The sequence below is a fragment of the Minwuia sp. IMCC3009 genome, assembly GCF_029909415.1.
Classification (GTDB): domain Bacteria; phylum Pseudomonadota; class Alphaproteobacteria; order Minwuiales; family Minwuiaceae; genus Minwuia.
In genome coordinates, this window is the sequence record NZ_CP123781.1 from 256,455 (window position 1) to 272,683 (window position 16,229).

General features: G+C 64.7%; 12 protein-coding genes. 5 read left to right on the top strand and 7 right to left on the bottom strand.

Annotation, left to right across the window (positions count from 1 at the left end):
• Positions 1-314: 314 nt before the first annotated feature.
• From QGV55_RS01085 to QGV55_RS01095, 3 genes are all read left to right on the top strand, one after another.
• A complete protein-coding gene (locus QGV55_RS01085; RefSeq protein ID WP_281020043.1) occupies positions 315-6,188 on the top strand; it encodes a calcium-binding protein in 5,874 nt (1,957 codons plus the stop codon).
• Positions 6,189-6,276: 88 nt separating this feature from the next.
• Positions 6,277-6,501, top strand: coding sequence for a hypothetical protein (locus QGV55_RS01090; protein WP_281018727.1), 225 nt, complete (start codon positions 6,277-6,279; stop codon positions 6,499-6,501).
• A gap of 176 nt (positions 6,502-6,677) precedes the next feature.
• Positions 6,678-6,938 (top strand): hypothetical protein, encoded by a 261-nt coding sequence (locus QGV55_RS01095; RefSeq protein WP_281018726.1) that lies wholly within the window; start codon positions 6,678-6,680, stop codon positions 6,936-6,938.
• Between the two features lie 35 nt (positions 6,939-6,973).
• On the opposite strand, the gene QGV55_RS01100 is transcribed toward QGV55_RS01095, so the two are convergent.
• Genes QGV55_RS01100 through QGV55_RS01110 form a run of 3 tightly spaced genes read right to left on the bottom strand, consistent with a single transcriptional unit; the run spans position 6,974 to position 9,503 of the window.
• Positions 6,974-7,768 carry an enoyl-CoA hydratase-related protein gene (locus tag QGV55_RS01100; RefSeq protein WP_281018725.1) on the bottom strand — a complete coding sequence of 265 codons (795 nt, stop codon included), beginning with the start codon at positions 7,766-7,768 and terminating at the stop codon, positions 6,974-6,976.
• A gap of 46 nt (positions 7,769-7,814) precedes the next feature.
• Positions 7,815-8,651: a TauD/TfdA family dioxygenase gene (locus tag QGV55_RS01105; RefSeq protein ID WP_281018724.1), complete on the bottom strand. Its 837-nt coding sequence runs from the start codon at positions 8,649-8,651 to the stop codon at positions 7,815-7,817.
• Positions 8,652-8,696: 45 nt separating this feature from the next.
• Positions 8,697-9,503, bottom strand: a complete 807-nt coding sequence (locus QGV55_RS01110; RefSeq protein WP_281018723.1) for an undecaprenyl-diphosphate phosphatase — start codon at positions 9,501-9,503, stop codon at positions 8,697-8,699.
• 118 nt (positions 9,504-9,621) lie between these two features.
• Between QGV55_RS01110 and QGV55_RS01115 the strand changes: the two genes are divergently transcribed.
• A complete protein-coding gene (locus QGV55_RS01115; RefSeq protein ID WP_281018722.1) occupies positions 9,622-10,296 on the top strand; it encodes a glutathione S-transferase family protein in 675 nt (224 codons plus the stop codon).
• Positions 10,277-11,446, top strand: coding sequence for a tRNA epoxyqueuosine(34) reductase QueG (gene queG, locus QGV55_RS01120; protein WP_281018721.1), 1,170 nt, complete (start codon positions 10,277-10,279; stop codon positions 11,444-11,446). The genes QGV55_RS01115 and queG overlap by 20 nt, the downstream gene beginning before the upstream one ends.
• Positions 11,447-11,488: 42 nt before the next feature.
• On the opposite strand, the gene bmt is transcribed toward queG, so the two are convergent.
• The 4 genes from bmt to QGV55_RS01140 all read right to left on the bottom strand — a co-directional run bounded on the left by bmt (position 11,489) and on the right by QGV55_RS01140 (position 16,193).
• A complete protein-coding gene (gene bmt / locus QGV55_RS01125; RefSeq protein ID WP_348637643.1) occupies positions 11,489-12,505 on the bottom strand; it encodes a betaine--homocysteine S-methyltransferase in 1,017 nt (338 codons plus the stop codon).
• A 120-nt stretch (positions 12,506-12,625) separates the two neighbouring features.
• Positions 12,626-14,098: a HAMP domain-containing sensor histidine kinase gene (locus QGV55_RS01130; RefSeq protein WP_281018719.1), complete on the bottom strand. Its 1,473-nt coding sequence runs from the start codon at positions 14,096-14,098 to the stop codon at positions 12,626-12,628.
• Positions 14,091-15,542, bottom strand: a complete 1,452-nt coding sequence (locus tag QGV55_RS01135; protein WP_281018718.1) for a HAMP domain-containing sensor histidine kinase — start codon at positions 15,540-15,542, stop codon at positions 14,091-14,093. Before QGV55_RS01135 ends, QGV55_RS01130 begins: the two co-directional genes overlap by 8 nt.
• A gap of 78 nt (positions 15,543-15,620) precedes the next feature.
• Positions 15,621-16,193, bottom strand: a complete 573-nt coding sequence (locus tag QGV55_RS01140) for a VUT family protein (RefSeq protein WP_281018717.1) — start codon at positions 16,191-16,193, stop codon at positions 15,621-15,623.
• Positions 16,194-16,229: the final 36 nt, after the last annotated feature.

Consider the following 16,229-nt stretch of genomic DNA (forward strand, 5'->3'; position numbering starts at 1 on the left):
GTTTCAGATATGTGGCGCGGATGCAATCCTGTTACTTCCTTGTCTCGAAATAAGACAGAGAATCGCGTCCTGCAGATTCAAGCCGTCTGAGCATCGGCGCAATGTTCCGTTGTCTCGTAGCTGGCAGCCTGCGTGCCACAAAATGTTGGGGTAAAAGTGGATGAATGACCGTGAAACGATCATGACACGGTCAGCAGTTGCAGCCTCCACGGGCATGGTCATCTTGCGACAATCTGGCCCGTCTCTTGCTGTGACACCTTCTGGAACCAAAACCAATGCGCCACGGAACCGGCGCGACGGGTGGAGCAGGGCATATGACTGACGGCATCATCGGAACACCGGACGCGGACACGCTTTCAGGTACGGAAGCGGACGACATCATTGTCGGCGGCGGCGAAAATGACACCATCGACGGTGGTGCCGGCAACGACAGCATCCGTGGCGACGGCAACACTGATGGCGGCACGGTCGAGATCCGCGATTTCATCGTCAATGGCTCGTTCGAGGCGGTGGCGGACGGCTCCGGCAGTCCCACCATGCTCACCACGTTCAACAGCAATCACGACGACGTGCATGACCGCACGGAAGTCGGATTCTACGAGGCCGTGCCCGGCTGGCAGACCAGTGGCGACAATATCGAGATTCATGGCGACTGGACCGGTATCGACAACTCACCCGCCGCACTGGATGGCAATTTCAAGCTGGAGATCGACGGCGGCGGCACGGATCCGTTCTTCAGCAACACGAACGTCTTCCAGAATGTCGAAGGTCTTCTGGATGGCGAGAGCTACACGCTGAATTTCTCCCTGCTGAACCGCGATGGCGACTATGGCGAAGTGGTGCAGGTCTTCTTCGGCGGCGAGGAAATCGCCTGCATCGAGCAGACTTCAACCAACTGGTGCGGCTACGAGTTCGAGGTCGAAGGCGGTGCGGGCAACGGCAGCGATCAGCTCGAGTTCAGGATCCAGAGCTGTGACGAACACGCGATCTTCATCGACAGCGTCTCTCTGGTGGGTCCCGCCACGGTTGTCGTCGAGGATGTGCCGGGTGATGACGTGATCGCCGGTGGTGCCGGTGAGGACACCATTGATGGCGAGGAAGGCAACGATTTCATCGATGGTGGCGAAGGCGAGGATCTGATCGAGGGCGGTGAAGGCAACGACACCCTGAACGGCGGCGCCGATGGCGAGGGTTCCGGTTCGACCGGCGGCGAGGAGTTCTGCGCCGAGAACGGGATTGCCGGCTTCGATGCGGTCGGCGTCAGCCTGTCCGCCACCGACTTTGACGGCAGTGCCGCCACCGTAACCGACGTCAGCCATGGCATCGGTGTGGCGGGTGGCAGCCCGGTCGGCGATCAGATCAATCACGCCAGCTCGGGCGAGAGCCAGACGCTGATGGCGGACTTCGGCCAGAACGTCGACAGCGCGACGGTGACCGTCACGCATTTCTTCCCCGACGAGGGCAATGGCGGCGAGACCGGCCAGTGGCGCGCCCTGGATGCGGACGGCAATGAGGTGGCCACCGGCACCTTCGGTCCGGACGACGTGATCACCGATCATGATCTGGGCGACATTCCCGCCGTCGGTCGTTTCACCATCGATGGGATTGGCGATTTCGCCTCCATCGAGCTCTCGGCGCTGCCCTATGCGGATGGCGACGATGTCGGCGGTTCGGATTCCAGCGACTATTTTCTCTACTCGATCAAGTTCACCACCTCTGTGGTCGTCGATGACTGCGGTGATGGCGACAGCGACACCATCCACGGCGGCCTGGGTGACGACGAGATCAACGGCAATGGCGGCGACGACTCACTGTCTGGCGACGAAGGCAACGATCTGATCGACGGCGGCGCTGGCAATGACGTGATCGACGGCGGCACCGGCAATGACACGATCACGGGCGACAGCGGCACCGCTTCCGGCGGTGTCGAGCAGATCACCATTCCGCAGGGCGAGAACGGTCTCTACGACGTGGCGGGCCGCGACAGCATCACCCTGACGATGGATTTCCTGGGCGGCGAGGCGTCGTTCCACAACAGCTTCGGCTTCTACCTGGCCGACGAGAACGGCACGCCGATCTCCGGTGAGGTGGTCAAGGCGGACGTCAAGACCTCTGACGCCGCTGAGGGCGCGGATGTCCTGACCTTCACGCTGGACGCCGCACAGCTTGGCGGCGCGGCACAGCTTGGCCTGTTCCTGATCCCGGACGGCGGCAACCAGAACCCCGGACTCGCCGATGGCGACGCGGTGACCTTCGCCGACAACGGCAATGGCGAACTGCAGGCGCTGGTGGATGGTACGCCCGTTGCGGCGGCTGGGGGGCACGGCCCGGTCTTCTTCTCGGACGCCAGCCTGAACGGCGACGGTCTCGATCATGAGAGCGGCAGCGAGCTTGCCGGCAATTCCAACTGGGAAGATCTGGAGAATGGCGGCGACAACGACTTTGACGACGTCAACTGGCAGGTCGATGTCACGACGACGGAAGGCTGCGAGACCAGCCATGACGACACCATCGACGGTGGTCTGGGCGATGACCTGATCGCGGGCAACCAGGGCGATGACTCGATTGCCGGTGGCGGCGGCTCGGACGAGATTTCCGGCGGCGACGGCAATGACACGATCATTGGCGACGATGACAGCGAACTGACCTGTGATCCGGTCGAGCTGCCGGTCTTCGGGAATGCCATCTCCAACATCGTGCTCTATCTGGCCGATGGCGAAGGCACCGTCTCGGTGACCAAGATCAAGCTGGAGGACTTCCCCGAAGGCGCTGACGAGATCCACGATCCCAATACGCTGCCCATCGCGTCCTTCGTGGAGGCCACCTTCCCCGGCAGCAGCCTGGTCGCGATCTCGATCAAGGCGGGGTCCAACAGTGACCCGGAACTGGGGCCGGGCGAGGGTGAACTCTTCATCCTCGACGACTCGGTGACCGAGGCTGACCTGCCCCTGCCTGACAGTGCCGACACGGAACTTTCCTATGACGTGCTGCTGGGTTTCTCCGGCGGGCTGACGAACCAGACCTCCACCGACACCCATGGCGACGACACGATCAGCGGTGGCGCGGGTGATGACCTGATCAATGGCAATCGCGGTGACGACCAGATTTCCGGTGACGCCGACAATGACACGCTGGCCGGTGACATGGGCTGCGACACCCTGCTGGGCGGTGATGGCGATGATCTGCTGGCGGGCAATGCCGGTGCCGACGTCATGGATGGCGGGGCCGGGATCGACACGGCCGACTATTCCGGCGCGCAGGGCACGGTGCTGGCCAGCCTGAATGACGGCATCGCGGAGAAGGACGGCGATGGCTGGATCGACAGCCTGGAGAATATCGAGAATCTGACCGGCTCCGACCACAATGATTCCCTGCTGGGCGATGAAGGTGCGAACGTGATCCTGGGCGGCGATGGTGATGACACCATCGACGGCTTTGGTGGCGCGGACACCATGGATGGCGGCGCCGGCAACAACACGGTCTCCTTCCAGAGTGCGGATGGCGGTGTGCTGATCGCGCTGCAGAACGACCTGGCGCAGGATGCCAACGGCCTGGACATCGCGCTGACCGGTTTCAACAGCGCCATCGGCTCCGACTTCGACGACCGCATCACCGGCAATGACGGCGAGAACACGCTGATCGGCGGCGGCGGCAATGACGATATCCGTGGCAATGACGGTGCCGACCTGATGTTCGGTGACGGCGTCACCGCGAGCCATGGCGACACCGACACGCTGATTGTCCATGCGCATGGTTCGCCGCTGGACGGTGTCTTCCCGGTGATGGAGGTCTCTGTCGGGGGCGTGGTCGTCGGCACGGCCCAGGTCACGCAGTCGCTCAGCCCCTATGGCTTCGACATCTCCGGCCTGACCGAGGCGCAGCGCGCGGGCGAGGTCAAGATCAGCTTCCTGAACGACGCCACCGATGGAGGCGACTGCGACAATTCCTTCGGCCCGGAATGCAATGAGGACCGGAACCTGTTCGTCGAGGCGATCGAGTTCAACGGTGCGCTGACCGACGCCTCCGCGGGCGAACTGTCGTTCGAGCCGGACCAGTTCGTCAGCTACCAGTCCGGCGGCGCGAACTTCGCGGTCGAGGACATCAAGAAGGAAATCAACGACTCCGGCGCGGATCGCCCGAACGGCGGCAACGTCTATACCGGCTACGTGGTCTTTGCGGGCCTGCCCGTGCTGCTGCCCTTCGATGGGCCGAATGCGGACTTCGTCATCGGCAATGATGGCAATGACACCCAGTACGGCGGCTTCGACAACGACACCGTCTTCGGTGGCCAGGGCGACGACCTGCTCTATGGCGGTGAGGGCGACGATCTGGTCTGCGCCTTCGAGGATGACGACGTGGCCTATGGCGACGCCGGCAACGACTTCGTGGAAGGCAATGGCGGCAATGACAGCGTCTTCGGCGGCGATGGCGATGACCGGGTGGCCGGCAACGACGGCTCCGACACGGTCTTTGGCGACGATGGCAATGACGATGTGGACGGCGGCGCGGGCGACGATTTCGTCTTCGGTGGCCTTGGCGCCGACTCCGTCGGCGGCGGCGACGGCAATGACGTGGTCCATGGCGACGCCGACGACGACACTGTTCGCGGCAACAATGGTGACGACACCCTGTTCGGCGACGGCGGGGCAGACAGCCTGCTGGGCGAGAACGGCAATGACCTGATCTTCGGCGGCGACGGCAACGACACGGCCAAGGGCGACGCGGGCGACGACACCCTGGTGGGTGACGCCGGTGCCGATTTCCTGGACGGCGGTGACGGTGCGGACAGCCTGGTCGGTGGCGAGGGCAATGACATCCTGCGCGGTCGCGCCGATGACGACGTGCTCGACGGCGGTGTCGGTTCCGATGTGGTCAAGGGCGACGCGGGCAATGACGTGGTGTCCGGCGGCGACGGCGACGACCAGGTCGAAGGCGGTGACGGTGACGACACGGTCGACGGCGGCGATGGCGTCGACAAGGTGCTGGGCGACGCGGGCAACGACGTGGTCTCCGGTGGCGCAGGTGACGACACCGTGCGCGGCAATGCCGGCAATGACACGCTGCTGGGCGGCCTGGGTGCCGACTTCATGGAAGGCGGCACGGACAACGACCGGGTCGAGGGTGGTGAAGGCAACGACACCATGCGCGGCGACGGTGGCCAGGATGAGCTGTTCGGTGATGCGGGCGAGGATGTGCTGCGTGGCGGCGACGGCAATGACACCATGCACGGTGGCCTGGATGCCGACTTCATGGTCTCCGACATCGGCGATGATGTCCTGTTCGGCGACGAAGGGGCGGACAGCCTGCGCGGCGGTGACGGCGACGACACGCTGACCGGCGGCGAGGGCGACGACAACCTGCGTGGCAACCTGGGCAATGACCAGCTCGACGGCGGCATCGGCAATGACTTCATGGATGGCGAGGACGGGGACGACGCCCTGTTCGGCGGCCTGGGTGATGACGTGCTGCGTGGCAACGACGGTGAGGACACGATCGAGGGCGGCGAGGGTGCTGACCGTATCCGTGGCGGCCTGAACGGGGATGACCTGTTCGGCGGCGGCGGCGATGACTTCATCAATGCGGATGGCGGCAAGGACTTCGTCGATGGTGGCGAGGGCAATGACGAGCTGTTTGGTGCCGGCGGCGATGACACACTGCTCGGCGGTGCCGGGAATGACCGTCTGCGCGGTCAGGAAGGTGCCGACAGCATGGACGGCGGCGCGGGCGATGACTTCATGACCGGCGACAACGGTGATGACTTCATGGCTGGTGGCGACGGCAACGACGATCTGCGTGGCAATGTCGGCTTCGATACGCTGTTCGGCGGCAATGGTTCCGACACGCTGACGGGCGGCAACGGCCAGAAGGACACCTACCTGTTCGGTCGCCGTACCGACCTGGATGTCAACGATGACACGATCGTCGACTCCGGCGCGGGCAACACGCTGAACATCTTCGGTGTCGATGACCTGGGTGAACTGGCCTTCACGGACCTCGGCGGCGGTATCGTCAATGTCGCGTTCAACGACGGGTCCGGTTCCATCACCTTCGATGCCGACGCGGTGACTGAGCTCAATCTGCTCGACACGCTGGGTGGAACCGTCACGACAGCCACCACCTTGCTGAACAACGGTGTCGCCGGCATCGATCTGCTCGACGACGAAAGCAACCTGTTGTTTACGATCTGATCGTTAATAGGTGTGAATTCGGCGGACGACCGCGCCCGCCGATGACGAGAAAGCAACATGCCCATCTGAGTTCAGGAGGGACCGAGAAATGACCGAAGAACCGATCCGGAAACAGCAGACAGGCTCCGACGCGGCCCGTGCCGACCGTCGCGCAGCGCTTGCCAGGCTGGGACTCGGCGCGGCCGCGGTCTATCTGGCACCGACAGTGACGCGCCTCGACAGCGCCAGGGCCGCTTTCCCGAGCAATTGTGCGGGCGGCGGAACCCAGGCGCCTGCACCTACCGGCGGCGGCGGTGGGGCTGGTTGCCAGTAACCCTCTCGGGTGCGGGGAGCTACTGTCGCAGCCCACAATTCTCGCCTCAGTAGAAACGTGACGCCCATCATTTCACCGGGAAATGTTTCGGCACCACCCCTTGTGTAGTGTTTGAATACCTACCATATGATCCTTTGAGGACGGGAACCCTTTCCCTTCCATCGGAGGATTTTGCAATGGCCAAGCATGGACCGACCCTGACACGCCGCAACGCGCTGGCTCGGCTCGGGCTTGTCGCCACTGCTGTCTATGCAGCACCACTGGTTACACGCCTCGACAGTGCCCGGGCCGCGTTCCCCAGTGGCTGCGGTGGCGGTCCGGGCATTGGCCTGGGACAGGGCGGTGGCGTCGGACAGGGCGGCGGCGGAGGTTGTGGCGGTGGCACCGGGAACAACCCGAACAACAACCCGAACTCAAACGCGTTCAAGAAGAAGTAGAGCCCCCGGGCCGAACCGTACGCTCCTGACTGCGCTCAGTGGCGCTTGCCGGTGAAGTTGGCAGGCCGCTTGGACACGAAGGCGTCGATGCCTTCCTTGCCGTCCGGGCGGCGCATGGCTTCCGCGATGCCCGTCGTTTCCCGTTCCATCTGGCTCTCCAGTGACTCGCTCATGCTTTCCAGGATCAGCGACTTCACCGTGCCGTATGTGGCGGTCGGTCCCTTGGCCAGCGTGCCTGCCAGTTCCATTGCCTTGTCCAGCATCTGGTCGTCCGGGTGGATGTAGTCCACCAGACCCCAGTCCCGCGCTTCCGCCGCGCTCAGCACGCGATTGGTCAGCATCAGGTCGAGCGCGCGCTTGGTGCCGACCCGGCGCGGCAGGAAATAGGTCGAGGACCCATCACCGGAAACGCCCGCGCGGGTATAGGCGGAGGTGAACTTGGCTGACTCTGCCGCAACAACCAGGTCGCCCTGGATCGCGAAACTGAATCCCGCCCCTGCCGCGACACCGTTCACGGCGCAGATCACCGGCGGATCCATGCGATGCATGCGCGAGATCGCGCCGTGCAGGAACAGGGTCATCCGCTTCACTTCGGCGGGCAGGTCATCGCCCTTGGTCTGGAAGTGCTTCAGGTCGCCGCCGGCGGAAAACATCTTGCCCGTGCCGGTGAAGACCGCGGCGCGGATGGCCGGATCCTCGTCGATGCGCACGGCGATATCGAACATCTCTTCCATCATGCCCAGATGCATGGCGTTCGCTGCATCGGGACGGTCGAAGGTGCAAAGGGCCACGCCCTCGGTCACTTCGAACTTCATGTACGAATAGCTCATCTTTCAGATCCTCCCCAGGATGAGTGTTGCGTCGGTTGCCGCCGTTTCAGGCAGCGGCCAGCGGGGTGCCCGCGATGGTGATGCGATGCATCTCCCTGCGCTGGCCCTGATAGTCGTTCAGGGCATAGTGCCAGGTGCTGCGATTGTCCCACATGGCGACGCAGCCGGGCGTCCAGCGATGGCGACAGGTGAAGTCCGGCTTCGTGGCGTGGGCATAGAGGTGGTTCAGCAGCGGCAGGCTCTCCTCCCGCGTCCAGCCCTCGAACCGTATGGTGTGGGCCGGATTCACGTAGAGGACTTCCCGCCCGGTCTCCGGATGCCGGATCACCACCGGATGCATCGCGTCCGACAGTGCCCCGTCGGCCTTCAGCACCTGCTTCAGGTCCGTGCCATCGTAGGCCCCGCCGGGTCCGTAGATCTGGCGGGACGAATGCAGCGCGCGCAGGCTGCGCAGGTTGGCCTTCAGCCCGTCGGAGAGCGTGTCGAAGGCCCGCGCCATATGGGCGAACATCGTGTCGCCACCACATTCCGGGACGTCGCGTGCGACCAGGATGGATCCCAGCGCCGGGGCCGGATCATAGGAATGGTCCGCATGCCAGCCGCCGCCGATGTTGGTCTTCTGGTCGGCTTCCTTGATCACCACGGCGATCTCCGGCGTGTCGGCCAGTTCGGGGAAATGCTCGTTGATGACGATCTCCCCCCAGCGGCGGGCAAAGGCCAGGTGATCTTCCGGGGTAAATGTCTGGTCGCGCAGGAAGATGACGCCATGTTCGTGGAAGGCGTCGCGGATCAGGCTCAGGTCGCTATTGGACAGGCGTGCAAGTTCGACACCGCGAACCTCGACGCCACAACCGGGACTGACCGGGTGCAGGGATGCGCTCATGATCTGGCGTGACCTCCGTCGCTGGTACCGAGCAGCCTCAGCCTATCACACGAAACCGTAGGCGACAGCCAGCAGACCCAGACCCAGAACCACCCGATAGATGACGAAGATGCCGTACCCGGATCGGCGCAGCCAGGCCATCATCAGGGCAATGGCGGGCAGGGCGGTCAGGCAGGCAACCGCCATGGCGATGGCGACATTCTCTGTCAGGGCGGCATTGCCGCTTTCGGCGATCTCCTTCACCGCATGGCCCCCGGAGGCGAGGATGGCTGGGATGGACAGCAGCAGGGAGAACCGGGCCGCCTCCGCCCGCTCGAACCCCAGCAGCCTTCCGGCGGTCATGGTGATGCCGGACCGGCTGGTTCCCGGAATAAGGGCCAGGACCTGGAAGCAACCGATGGTGAGCGCGCTGCCGATTGTCATGTGCTCGATCCGGCGCACGGTCATGCCGCTGATGTCGGCCAGCCAGAGCAGCAGGCCGAATCCCAGCGTTGCCCAGGCCACAACCTCGATGGAGCGGAAGATATCGGTGGCACCCAGATAGACCAGCGCCCCGCCGGCGATGACAAGCGGGATGGTGGCGATGATCAGGAACAGCAACATGCGCCCGCCCGCGCTGCTGCGCCCCCGCAAGGCGAGGAAGAAGCCGCCGATCATCCGTCCGATGTCGCGCCAGCAGTAGATCAGCACCGCCACCAGCGTCCCCAGATGCACCGCCGCATCGACCATTACGCCCTGATCGGCCCAGCCCAGCAGGTTGGAGGTCAGATAGAGATGCCCTGACGAGCTGATCGGCAGGAATTCGGTGATGCCCTGCACGACAGCGATGATGATCAGTTGCAGCAGGGTCATGGTGGCCACTCCGATGCTTGAATTGTTCGTGTAAGCTCTTATCAAGCGATTGCACAAGCCCCGTGCGGCGCATGGCCTGCGGCCTGACGCCCCCACCCCGGTCCGGAAAGGTAGCCGATTGACGCCGAGCCTGTTCCATTTTGCCCTGTCACCGGCATGTCGGCTGCTGCGGCTGGTGCTGGCGGAGAAGGGGGTCGGGTTCAGGCTGGAACCGGTCAGGTTCTGGGAGCGACCGGAGGCGTTCCTGCGCCTCAACCCTGCCGGAACCGTACCTGTCCTGAAGATTTCGGAACAGGCGGCGGCGCTTTCCGAGACGCGGGCGCTGATCGAATATCTGGAGGAGGCCTTTCCGGAGCCGAACCTGATCGGCCCGGACGCGGAGACGCGTGTGGAAGTCCGGCGCCTGACGGGCTGGTTCGTGGACAAGTTCGAGCAGGAAGTCAGCGGCCCGCTGCTGCGGGAGCGGGTGCTGCGCGGCCTGATGCGGGATGGCAGCCCGGATGCGGCCGCGATCCGTGCCGCGCGATGGAACATCCAGGTCCATCTGGACTACATCGGCCACCTGGCGATGCGCCGCCGCTGGCTCGGGGGTGACCGTTTCAGCGTCGCTGATCTTGCCGCGGGAGCCTATCTCTCGGTGCCTGACTATTTCGGTGATGTGCCTTGGGACCGGAACGCGCATGCGCGCGACTGGTACAGCCGCATCAAGTCCCGCCCGTCCTTCCGCCCGCTGTTGCAGGACCGCATCGGCGGCTATCCGCCGCCCGCACATTATGCCGACCTCGATTTCTGACGCGGCGCGGCAGCGACTGCGGGACCGGTTGCTGGCGCGCGCCCGGACAGAGGGATTCGATGACATCGGGATCACGGGGCCATCGGGCATGACGCAGGCCGCGACCCGTCTGGCACACTTCATCGAACTCGGACGCCATGGCGACATGGACTGGCTGCGCGACCGCGCCGAATGGCGGGGGGATCCGGCGGCACTCTGGCCGGCGGTGCGCAGCATCATCATGCTGGCGACCAGCTTCGCCCCACCCGTGAACCCTCTCGACAGCCTGTCCCGGACGGACCGGGGCGCCGTATCCGTCTATGCCGCGCGGCGCGATTATCATGATGTGGTCAAGGGCCGCCTGAAACAGCTTGGCCAGTCGCTGCTGGCTGATGCGCGACAGGCTGGTGCGGCTGCGGAGATCAAGGTCTTCGTCGACACGGCCCCGGTGATGGAAAAACCGCTGGCGGCGCAGGCGGGTCTCGGCTGGCAGGGCAAGCACACCAACCTGGTCAGCCGCCGTCACGGGTCCTGGACCTTTCTCGGCGCGATCTTCACCACGCTCGACCTGCCGCAGGATGCACCGTCGGGGGACCACTGCGGTTCCTGCCGCCGCTGTCTGGACGTCTGTCCGACCGCGGCGTTTCCCGCGCCCTACCAGCTGGATGCCACGCGCTGCATCGCCTATCTGACGGTAGAACATCAGGGCCAGATTCCGGACCGCTTCCGGACCGCCATCGGCAATCGCATCTTCGGCTGTGACGATTGTCTGGCGGTCTGTCCGTGGAACCGTTTCGCGACCGAGAGCCGGGATGCGCGACTGGAGATGCGGGAAGATCTGCACCTGGCACCGCTGGCCGAACTGCTGGCGCTTGACGATGCCGCCTTCAGGAAGCGATTTGCCGGAACGCCGGTGAAGCGGCTGGGGCGGGCAAGGTTCCTGCGCAATGTCCTGGTGGCCGCCGGGAACGCGGACAGTCCGGCCCTGTTGCAGCAGGTCCGGGCATTGCTTGGCGACGGGTCGCCGCTGGTGCGCGGCATGGCGGTCTGGGCGCTGAGCCGGTTCGGCGATGCCACGCTGTTCCGTAACGAGGCCATGGCGCGACAGGCGGCCGAACCGGATGCCGGGGTCAGGGCTGAATGGGATGCTGGCCTGAAACGTCTGGCCTGAGATGCCGGGCCTGAAACGCCGGACCTGAGAGGTTCGGACCGGTCAGGCGGCGCTGCGCCGCCTGCGGCCCTTGCGGTCACCACGCTCACTGGTCCGGTCGCCGCTGGCAGGCGGCGCCATCAGCGGGCCCAGCCGCCTGATGATCTCTTCCATCTCCGGGCGTGGTCCGCGTGCGTGGCTGTCGATGGCGTCGCGCATGGCGCGCACATGCTCCGGCGTCGTGCCACAGCAGCCGCCGATGATGCGGACGCCGCAATCCATGGCAAGGCGCGCATAGTCCGCCATCAGCTCGGGCGTGCCGGTATAGACGACGCTGTCGCCGCGTATCTGCGGAATGCCGCAATTGGCCTTGGCCACGACGGTGTGGTCCCCGGTCGGCATGTCACGGATGGCGAGCAGCAGGTCGGAAGCGCCGACGCCGCAGTTGGCGCCGAAGGCGACGGGTGCTTCAGCAAGGTTGGCCGTGACGTTTGCCAGGTCGGCAGGCGGCAGCCCCATCATGGTGCGCCCGGCGGTGTCGAAGCTGGCGGTATAGACATAGGGCAGGCCAACGCTGATCGCGGCCTCCGCAGCGGCCTGCATCTCCTCCGGTGCGGACATGGTCTCGATCCAGGCAACGTCTGCGCCGCCGGCCTTCAGCCCCGTGATCTGATCGGTGAAGGCCGCGACGGCATCGTCGTAGGTCATCGATCCCAGCGGCGCCAGCAGTTCGCCGGTCGGACCAACCGACCCGGCGACGACAATCGGGCGGCCGGCATCGGCCACGACTTCCCGGGCCAGCATTGCGGCGGCCTGGTTCAGTTCCACCACCCGGTCCTGCAGGTTGTGAAGCTTCAGGCGAAAGGCCGTGCCGCCGAAACTGTTGGTCAGGATGATGTCCGAGCCGGCTTCGACAAACCCGCGGTAGAGTGCGCGAACCTTGTCCGGCTCGACAATGTTCCAGTCCTCCGGCGCGTGACCGGCAGGCAGCCCGAGGGCGAACATGTTGGTTCCCGTGGCACCATCGGCCAGCAGCACGTCCCGTTCGGCAAGCAGTTTCTCAAGCACGGCAATACTCATCCTGATGACATGTAGATTTCTTTATATCCCGTTTCCGGCAGAATCGCCTGTCCTGTTTGCGAAGGAAGGCGCTGCCAATGCGACAGCCGTTGACCGGAGACCTGTGACGGGAGACCTGTCTCAGGTGCCGAACCGGGATCGCGGTTCCGTCCCGATCTCCGCATTGGGCAGGCGCACGATCGCACGGGTCCCCTGCCCGGGCTGGCTCTGCAGTATGAGCGTGCCGCCGTGGCGTTCCACCAGCCCGCGGGAGATGGTCAGGCCCAGCCCTGTGCCATGATTGACCTTGCGCGCCACACCCGCCGACTGCACCTGCCGGAACGGGTCGAACACCAGTGCCAGGTCGTCGGGGCCGATGCCGACACCATTGTCGCTGATGATCAGCAGCAGGGCACCTGCCGCATCCGTTTTCCAGGTCAGGCGCACCTGTCCGCCGTCCGGTGTGAACTTGATGGCGTTGGACCCGAGGTTGATCAGGACCTGCTTCATGCGGAACGGGTCGAATGTTGCCTGGACCCCATCGGCGGACATGAGCTCCAGAGTCAGGTTCTTGCGGTCGGCCAGAGGGCTGAGAACCATGCGCACCTGGGCCAGAAGCTCATCAAGGTCCGACCGTTCCGGTGTCACGACCAGGCTCTGTTGCTCCACGCTGGACATGTCGAGCAGGTCATCGACAAGGCGCAGCAGATGGCGACCGCTGCTGGAGATGTCGCCGACGTACCCCTGATAGCTCCTGTGACCGATCGGACCGTGGACCTGCTGCTGCATCAGTTCGGAAAAGCCGATGATGGCGTTGAGCGGGGTTCTGAGCTCGTGGCTCATCGCATCGAAGAACCGTGACCGGGCTTCTCCCTGGCGAACCGCACGGGCGCGGGCCTCTTCCAGGTTGTCTGCCATTTCCTGCAGTTCCGTGGAGCGCAACAGGGCCGCTGACAGCCGGCGATGGGCGTCGCGCCCCAGAAGCAGCAGGTAGAGACCGTAGAGCGGATAGGTGACGGAACCGAAAGCCGCCAGTTCCGAATCGAAATGCAGCATGAGCGCTTCCGCACCGGTCAGGACCGCGACCGCCGGGAACAGAAAGACGAGCATGTGCGGCCCCAGATTGACCAGATAGGTGGTCAGATGACCCAGGATGACAATCATCACCAGCGCCTGGACCGCCACATTGTCCTCTGACCAGGCGGCGTACATGAAACTGATCCAGACCATGCCGTTCAGCAGGTAGAGCAGCGTCATGCGCCAGCGCCAGGTCCGTACCCGGATCCGCGGCGGGTCGGTTCCCTGAAGCCGCCTGCCGGTCAGGACCATGGTCGGAACCCAGATGATGAAGACCGCGTACCAGATCCAGACCTGACCCGGGTGGGCGGCGTCGAAGAGTGCCAGCGGCGAATCCAGGAAGACGCACAGGACAAGGCCGAAGAAGGCAGAACTGAAGGCATCGATCTGACACTGGCGGGCGAGCATCAGCAGCTGCTGGCGCTCCACGGCCTCCCGGTCGATCAGCAGGCCACCGACATGGCGGCGCAGGCGATTGAAGTGCCTGTGGAGGTGTTGCCAGGCCCGCAACCCGCCGGCGGCGCGCGCGTCAGTCATCAGGCTCGGCCCCGTGCCGGTCCAGCAGCGCGCCGGGCAGCGACAGGGTCACGGTGGTTCCCAGCCCGACCTCGCTCTCGATCCGCAGACCGCCGCCGTGCAGCTCGACCATCTCCCGCGATACGGCGAGGCCGAGACCGGTGCCGTTGCCCTGATGTTGCGTCAATTCGCGGGGCCTTGCGTGGGTCATCGGATCGATGATCCGGGCGAGGTCGTCAGGCGCAATGCCAACCCCTTCGTCCTGCACCGATATCACCAGGGTCTGGCCGGGTCGTGCTTCCGCCCGGACACTGACACGACCGCCGTGATCACTGAAATTGATCGCGTTGCTGCCGATGTTGATCAGAACCTGCAGCATGCGGATCGGGTCGAGGGAGACCCGTGTGCCTTCAGGAACGTCCAGAATGAAGCGTACGCCCTTTTCCCGCGCGGCGGGCGCCAGTGCCGCGCCTGCCTCCTCCAGCAGGGAGTCCAGTTCGACCTCCTCACGCCGGATCTCCATGCGCTGGTGATGCGCACTCGACAGGTCGAGGAGGTCGTTCACCAGTTGCAGCAGGTGATGGCCGCTCTTGTGGATGTCCCGTGCGTACCCGTCATATCGGGGCGAACCGAGCTCGCCGTGGATACGGTGCGTCATCATCTCGGCAAATCCGATGATCGCGTTCAGGGGCGTGCGCAGCTCATGTCTCATCGAGGCGAAGAAGCGGTAGCGCGCCTGGCCCGCATCCACCGCCTCGGTGCGGGCAACCTCCAGGTCGCTGGCCATGCGCTTGAGTTCGACACTGCGCCGCAGGCTCGCGCCCAGACGCCGGTTCGCGTCGTAACCCAGCACCAGCAGATAGACGCTGAATATGGGAAAGACAACGCTGATCAGGGTGGCGATGTCGGAGGGCTTGCCCAGCAGCAGGATCTCGCTGAACACGGCGACCGTGATCGTCGTCGTCAGGAACGACAGCAGGTGCGATCCCAGATTGACCAGATAGGTGGTCAGGTGCGCGATGACGACCAGCAGCACGAACGCCTGCGTTGAAGCACTCTCCTCCGCCCAGGCGAAATGCAGCAGCAGGCTCCAGAGGATGCCGTTCGCGGCGTAGAGCGTCATGAACACGAAGCGCCAGCGCCGCAGCGAGAAATCCTCCGGCGCGCGCTTCAGCAACCAGGTTCCCGTGAGGAACATGACGGGCGACAGGCAGATGAACAGGACGAACCACATGATCGCGCCCGGCGCTGATTCCTCGGTTGCCAGCAAGGTCGTCAGGCTCAGGACGATGGTGATCATGCCCCCGAAGACGAACCGCGTCATGCTGTCGACGCGGATGCGCCGGGCCATCATCAGGATCTGCTTGCGCTCGACCTCCGGCGCGTCAAGCACACCGCGCAGCAGCCGGGCAAATGGCGCTGCGCCAATCAGGTCGGAGCGTGGGGCGGGATTGACCGGGTGCATGCCCCTGATTCTGCACTCGAGGCGGTAAGAAAAGGTAAATCACGAGGGCCGGGGATTGCCGGTCGCGGGGTGCTCGGATCAGGCGGGTCCCATACCGATCCGCTCATCGCGGCGGCGCAGCCAGTGGATCACGGGCAGGGCCAGCAGCACCATCCAGAACTTCCCGACGATCTGCCCGGACAGGAAGTCGAGACTGCCGAAGGCGAGATAGAGGAAGATGACGCTGTCGACCAGCAGCCCGACGATACTGGAGAGCACGACCGCAAGCATCAGCCGCTTCTTCTGCAAGGGGGTATAGACTGCCATGTCCGCGCCTTCCGACAGGAAGAAGGCGAAGGCGGAGGCGAAGACCAGCGACGGCGGTGCAACCATGCCCGACAGGACGGCGCCGGCGACGATCGCGCCCAGCGCCCAGCCGGGACCGAGACGGCGCTGGATGATGTCACGCAGCACCAGCGCCAGACCGATCATCAGCACACCGCTGGGGGCGGAGATGCCCGGGGCGACCGGGATCAGGCAGGGTCCATTCTCAAGGCATTTCGTCCCGACATTCCCGATCAGCCAGTTCGCGGCGGGAATGCACAGGGCGAAACCAACGAGGGCGATCAGGCCTTCCCTGGATCTCTTGCGTTCCAGTGCGTCAAGCGTCAAGGCACGATCCCGGGTTCGAGTGATGCTGACATTCAA

Excerpts from the sequence above, each read along its gene's own strand:
- bmt (WP_348637643.1), bottom strand. The coding sequence starts at position 12,505 with ATGAGTATTGCCGTGCTTGAGAAACTGCTTGCCGAACGGGACGTGCTG.
- QGV55_RS01085 (WP_281020043.1), top strand. The coding sequence starts at position 315 with ATGACTGACGGCATCATCGGAACACCGGACGCGGACACGCTTTCAGGT.
- QGV55_RS01135 (WP_281018718.1), bottom strand. The coding sequence starts at position 15,542 with ATGCACCCGGTCAATCCCGCCCCACGCTCCGACCTGATTGGCGCAGCG.
- QGV55_RS01095 (WP_281018726.1), top strand. The coding sequence starts at position 6,678 with ATGGCCAAGCATGGACCGACCCTGACACGCCGCAACGCGCTGGCTCGG.
- QGV55_RS01100 (WP_281018725.1), bottom strand. The coding sequence starts at position 7,768 with ATGAGCTATTCGTACATGAAGTTCGAAGTGACCGAGGGCGTGGCCCTT.
- QGV55_RS01110 (WP_281018723.1), bottom strand. The coding sequence starts at position 9,503 with ATGACCCTGCTGCAACTGATCATCATCGCTGTCGTGCAGGGCATCACC.
- QGV55_RS01105 (WP_281018724.1), bottom strand. The coding sequence starts at position 8,651 with ATGAGCGCATCCCTGCACCCGGTCAGTCCCGGTTGTGGCGTCGAGGTT.
- QGV55_RS01090 (WP_281018727.1), top strand. The coding sequence starts at position 6,277 with ATGACCGAAGAACCGATCCGGAAACAGCAGACAGGCTCCGACGCGGCC.
- queG (WP_281018721.1), top strand. The coding sequence starts at position 10,277 with ATGCCGACCTCGATTTCTGACGCGGCGCGGCAGCGACTGCGGGACCGG.
- QGV55_RS01130 (WP_281018719.1), bottom strand. The coding sequence starts at position 14,098 with ATGACTGACGCGCGCGCCGCCGGCGGGTTGCGGGCCTGGCAACACCTC.